This is a genomic window from Oerskovia sp. NPDC060287 (assembly GCF_042726775.1).
GTDB lineage: Bacteria > Actinomycetota > Actinomycetes > Actinomycetales > Cellulomonadaceae > Oerskovia > Oerskovia merdavium.
In genome coordinates, this window is the sequence record NZ_JBHXBO010000274.1 from 1 (window position 1) to 4,962 (window position 4,962).

At 72.0% G+C, this 4,962-nt stretch carries 6 protein-coding genes; 5 read left to right on the forward strand and 1 reads right to left on the reverse strand.

Annotated elements, in window-relative coordinates; genetic code table 11:
- The first annotated feature begins 137 nt into the window (after positions 1-137).
- The 5 genes from ACFWFR_RS17270 (at position 138) to ACFWFR_RS17290 (ending at position 4,288) form a co-directional block, all read left to right on the forward strand.
- Complete coding sequence (locus ACFWFR_RS17270; RefSeq protein ID WP_377615145.1) at positions 138-527, forward strand: GntR family transcriptional regulator; 390 nt, start codon at positions 138-140, stop codon at positions 525-527.
- Positions 524-1,429, forward strand: a complete 906-nt coding sequence (locus ACFWFR_RS17275) for an ATP-binding cassette domain-containing protein (RefSeq protein WP_377623843.1) — start codon at positions 524-526, stop codon at positions 1,427-1,429. The genes ACFWFR_RS17270 and ACFWFR_RS17275 overlap by 4 nt, the downstream gene beginning before the upstream one ends.
- Complete coding sequence (locus tag ACFWFR_RS17280; protein WP_191802213.1) at positions 1,426-2,223, forward strand: hypothetical protein; 798 nt, start codon at positions 1,426-1,428, stop codon at positions 2,221-2,223. Before ACFWFR_RS17275 ends, ACFWFR_RS17280 begins: the two co-directional genes overlap by 4 nt.
- A 152-nt stretch (positions 2,224-2,375) precedes the next feature.
- Positions 2,376-3,467: an ABC transporter ATP-binding protein gene (locus tag ACFWFR_RS17285; protein ID WP_377623845.1), complete on the forward strand. Its 1,092-nt coding sequence runs from the start codon at positions 2,376-2,378 to the stop codon at positions 3,465-3,467.
- Entirely contained in the window at positions 3,464-4,288 is an 825-nt protein-coding gene (locus tag ACFWFR_RS17290) for an ABC transporter permease (RefSeq protein WP_377623846.1), read from the forward strand. Before ACFWFR_RS17285 ends, ACFWFR_RS17290 begins: the two co-directional genes overlap by 4 nt.
- A gap of 106 nt (positions 4,289-4,394) precedes the next feature.
- Here ACFWFR_RS17290 and ACFWFR_RS17295 read toward each other — a convergent pair whose 3' ends face one another.
- A complete protein-coding gene (locus ACFWFR_RS17295) occupies positions 4,395-4,892 on the reverse strand; it encodes an NUDIX domain-containing protein (protein ID WP_377615140.1) in 498 nt (165 codons plus the stop codon).
- Between the last annotated feature and the right edge of the window lie 70 nt (positions 4,893-4,962).

A 4,962-nucleotide genomic window follows, 5' to 3' on the forward strand; every position in this document is an offset into this window, starting at 1 on the left:
TCCGGCGGGATCAGGGGCCACAGCTCACTTCTCGGCAGGTGTCGCACAGAGAGACCCCTTGCGCGCCGTCCAGGTTCTGTGGTTCATTACTCATGTAATGAACCACAGAACGTGCGATCGACGAGAGGATGGGCACCATGTTCGACGGACCTGAACCCATCTACCTGCAGATCGCCCAGCAGATCCGCGCCCAGATCCTGAGCGGCGACCTCGCCGAGGAGGAGCAGGTCATGTCCACCACCCAGTACGCGACGACCTTCCGCATCAACCCCGCGACCGCCGCCAAGGCGTTCGCCGGGCTGGTCGACGAGGGAGTCCTCTACAAGCGGCGCGGTGTCGGCATGTTCGTCGCCTCCGGAGCACGCGAGAAGCTGCTCGCCGAGCACCGCGACCGCTACTTCGCCGAGGTCCTGCGCCCGGCCCTGGTCCAGGCCGACCTGCTGGGCATCACGCCCGCCGAGATCGTGGACCACGTGCTCGGCCGCGGCCCCCAGGACCGCCCCACCCCGACGGGAGAGACCTCATGACCGCCCCCACCCGCCCCGAGCCGTTCGGCGTCGAGCTGCGGGACGTGACCCTGAGCTTCGGCAAGGGCGAGAAGCACCCGGCGCTCGACGGCCTGAGCCTCCAGGTCCGTCCCGGCACCATCACGGGCCTGCTCGGCCGCAACGGCGCGGGTAAGACGACCGCGCTCTCGCTCGTCGCGGCCATGCGCCGCCCCGACGCCGGGACGGTCCTGGTCGACGGCGAGGACCCGTTCGAGAACGCGTGGGCCATGGCCGGCACGCAGCTCGTCCGGGAGAGCGGCGACACGATCACCTCGACCAAGGTCGCCGACAGCCTGGGGTACTACGCGGAGATGCGCGAGCACTGGGACGCGGACCTCGCGGCCCGTCTGGTCGACCTGTTCGAGGTCGACCTGCGCAAGACCCCCGAGAGTCTCTCGCGCGGCAAGCGCTCGGCGCTCGGTGCGGTCATCGGTCTCGCGTCCCGCGCGCCGCTGACGATCTTCGACGAGGTCTACCTGGGCATGGACGCGCCGAGCCGGTACGCGTTCTACGACGCGCTCGTCGAGGACTACACCGAGCACCCGCGCACGATCATCCTCTCGAGCCACCTGATCGACGAGGTCGAGCGGATCTTCGAGGACGTCGTCATCGTGGACAAGGGGCGCGTGCTCCTCGCGGAGAGCGTCGAGTCCGTCCGGAGCAGGGGAGTGAGCCTCACGGGGTCCGCGGCCGCGGTCGAGTCGTTCGTCGACGGCCGACGCGTCCTGGCCCGCCAACGTCTGGGGGGCACGGCCCAGGTCACGCTGTTCGGCACGCTCGACGACGCCGAGCGGGCCGCTGCGACCGAGGCGGGCATCGAGCTCGGCGCGGTGCCCTTGCAGGACCTGTTCGTGCACCTGACCCGAGAGGAGCGGTCATGACCGAGAACCTGACGGGCCCCACGGCCCTCACCGGCCGGGAGGCGCAGCGTGCCGCGGTGCGCCGTACGGCCGAGCGGCGGTCGCTGCGCACCGCGACGTGGTCGATGTCCGCGGGGACCTGGCAGATCGGTGCGTGGTTCTGGGTGATCGTGCTGATCATCGCGGGCATCATCGGCTACGTCGAGGTGCGCACCGACATCCTCGACGGCAGCGTGATCGACGGCGTCGTGAGCGGGTCGGCGAAGTTCTTCCTGTTCGTCATGGGCATCATCGCGCCCATCGCGAGCGTCGCGGTGCACGTCGCTGCGGGTGGCACGCGCCGGTCGTTCATCCGTTCGACCTGGTGCACGGCCGTGATCCTGGGGCTCACGTTCGCCCTCGTTGCGGCGGTCCTGGGCTACGTGGAGTGGCTCGTCTTCCGGGCGCAGGGCTGGTCGCCCGAGCTCGACCGGGCCCAGCTCTACGTCGACGGGGGCCAGGTCGGCACCGCGTTCCTGGTGCAGGCGTTCTTCTGCAGCGTGTACTGGCTCTCGGGCGCCGCGATCGGCATGGGGTACTACGGGTTCGGGGTGTGGCGGGGGACGTTCGCGATCCCGCTCCTGCTGGTCCCCGTGGTCCTCGTCGAGCTCGCGTTCCAGAGCGGCTACTTCGGCAGGCCGTTCGCCCAGGCCGTCGGCCTGGCCGACGCGCAGGTCCTCACCGCGGTCGTGGGCGGCCTCGTGGCCCTCGCCGCAGCGGCTCTCACGTTCCACCTGGTCACGCGGTCGGTGGCCATCGCTCCCGTCACGACCTGACGGCCCTGGCGTCCCCGACGCCTTTGCGCGCAGCGTCCCTCGTCAGAGGGAGCGTCGTGCCCCTCACCAGCTCGTCCATCACCGTCCAGCGGACGGCGCCCGGTCCACCGGGTCGCCGCCCGGCGGGCGAACACACCCTCAGGGAGGGCATCATGACCACCGCACATCCCGTCCCGGCAGGTTCGTCCCCGGGCAGCGCGCTCGCAGCGGGCGCACTTCCGAGCAGCGCGCCCGTCGGCGCGTCCTCGACCACGGTGCCCGACGGCGCCGCACCCGCCATCGAGATCGTCGCCCTGCGCAAGGCGTACGGGAGCAACGTCGCCGTGCGCGACGTGAGCCTCGCCGTCGGGCCGGGGGAGATCTTCGGGATCCTCGGTCCCAACGGGGCCGGCAAGACGACCACGGTCGAGTGCCTCGCGGGGCTCCGGCAGGCCGACGGCGGGACCGTCCGGATCCTCGGACGGGACCCGCAGGCGGACCCGGCCTCGGTCCGCGAGGTCCTGGGCGTCCAGCTCCAGGAGGCCGAGCTCAACGAGCGCATGACGGTCGCCGAGGCGCTGCGGCTGTACGCGTCGTTCTACGAGTCGCCCGCGGACCCTGCCGAGCTCATGGACCTGCTGGACCTGACGCCCCACCGGGCCCGCCAGTTCGGGAAGCTGTCGGGCGGGCAGAAGCAGCGCCTGTCGATCGCGCTCGCGCTCGTGGGGAACCCGCAGGTCGCCATCCTCGACGAGCTGACCACGGGCCTGGACCCGCAGGCCCGGCGCGCCACGTGGGAGCTCGTCGAGCGCGTGCGCGACCGCGGCGTGACGATCCTGCTCGTGACCCACTTCATGGACGAGGCCGAGCGCCTGTGCGACCGTCTCGTCATCATCGACCAGGGCGTCGTGGTCGCGGCCGGCTCGCCCGCCGAGCTCATCGAGTCGGTCGACTCGTCGCGCGTGCTCCGGTTGCGGCTCGAACCGCACGAGGAGGCCCAGGCGCTCGAGATCCTCACCGGGCTCGCGGACGTCCAGGCCGTGACGCGCGAGGGCCACGAGATCGAGGTGACCGGGACCCGGCGGGTGCTGCCCGCCGTCGTGCTGGCCCTCGCCGAGGCGGACGTCGTGCCCGACGTCCGGACCGTGACCCGCTCGCTCGAGGACGTGTTCGTGCACGTCACGGGCAGGACGTACGACCACACCGGGGCGACGGGCCCCACGGCGACCGACGACCGGTCCAGCACCGAAGGAGCAGGGCGATGACCACGCAGACGGCAACACACCCGCAGGTGGCAGCACCCCGGCGCCGCAAGATCGCGGGCACCGGCTGGCACGGCCTGCGGACCCTGACCCTGACCGAGGCCCGCCTGCTGCTCCGTGACCCGGGGACGGTCTTCTTCGCGCTCCTCTTCCCGACCGTGCTGCTCGTGGGCGTGGGCTTCGCGATCCCCGGCATGCGGGAGGTCATGACCGACGCCCCGCCGCCCTGGGGAGGGCTGACCGCCGTCGCGGTCTACGTGCCCGTGGCGCTCGCGACCGCGGTCGCGACCGTCGCGCTCACGACCATGCCCGTGTACTTTGCGACGTTCCGCGAGAAGGGCGTGCTGCGCAGGCTCTCGACCACACCCATGAAGCCGCAGGGGCTCATCGGGGCGCACGTGGTCATCAACCTGGTGACGGTGTGCGTCGCGGCGCTGCTCGCGGTGCTCATGGGGAGCCTGGTGTTCGACCTCGCGGCGCCCGCCAACCTCTCGATCGTGGTCGGGAGCTTCCTGCTGGGGATCCTGTCGATGTTCTCGCTCGGGATGCTCATCGCGTCGCGCGCGGGCAAGGCCAGCACGGCGTCGGCGATCGGGATGACGCTCTACTTCCCGATGCTCTTCCTCGCGGGCATGTGGACGCCCGGGCCGATCATGCCCGAGGCGCTCCGCACGATCGGCGGTTACACGCCCCTCGGCGCCGCGACGCAGGCCATGACGACGGGCTGGTTCGAGACCGGTGTGCCCGTGTCCCAGCTCGTGGTCATGGCCGTGTGGACCGTGGTGCTGCTCCCGTTGGCGGCGCGGTTGTTCCGCTGGTCGTGAGGCGACGCGCGGGGTACCGAGGCGCGTCGGGACGAGCAGGCTCGCCCGGTGCGGGGCTCGCCGGTTCGGCCGGTGCAGGGCGAGCAGGCTCGCCCGGTGCTCCGGGCTACCGGACGAAGAACGGCCCCGCGGTCGGGTCCGCGAGGTAGCCCAGCGCGTGGCCGAGCCGCTCGCTCGTCGAGGCGGCGAGGTCGGCGGGCAGGTCGTCGGGCGCGAACCAGGCGACCGCGAGCGACTCGTCGTCGGCCACGTGAGCCGCGGCCGCTGCGGCGGGGGAGACCGGGCGGCACAGGAAGCACAGGTCCAGGTACTGCGAGCGGTCGCCGTTCGGGTACTCGACGACCGGGGTCACCGTGACCCCGGTCAGCGCGTCGACCCGGACGCTCACCCCGGTCTCCTCGAGGACCTCGCGCGCGAGGCCCACGGCGGGGTCCTCGCCCGGCTCGAGGATCCCGCTGACGACTGCCCACTGCCCCGAGTCGGCACGCTGACCCAGGAGGAGGCGACCGTCGTCGTCGATCACGACCCCCGTGACTCCTGGCATCCACAGGAGGTCGGTCCCGACGTGGGAGCGGAGGGCGGCGACGAACTCGGGGATCGGCATGGACCGAGCGTAGACGGCGTGCGATGCCGAGAAGTGGGGGGTGGGGGCGGGTGCGCGCGCCACCCAGGGG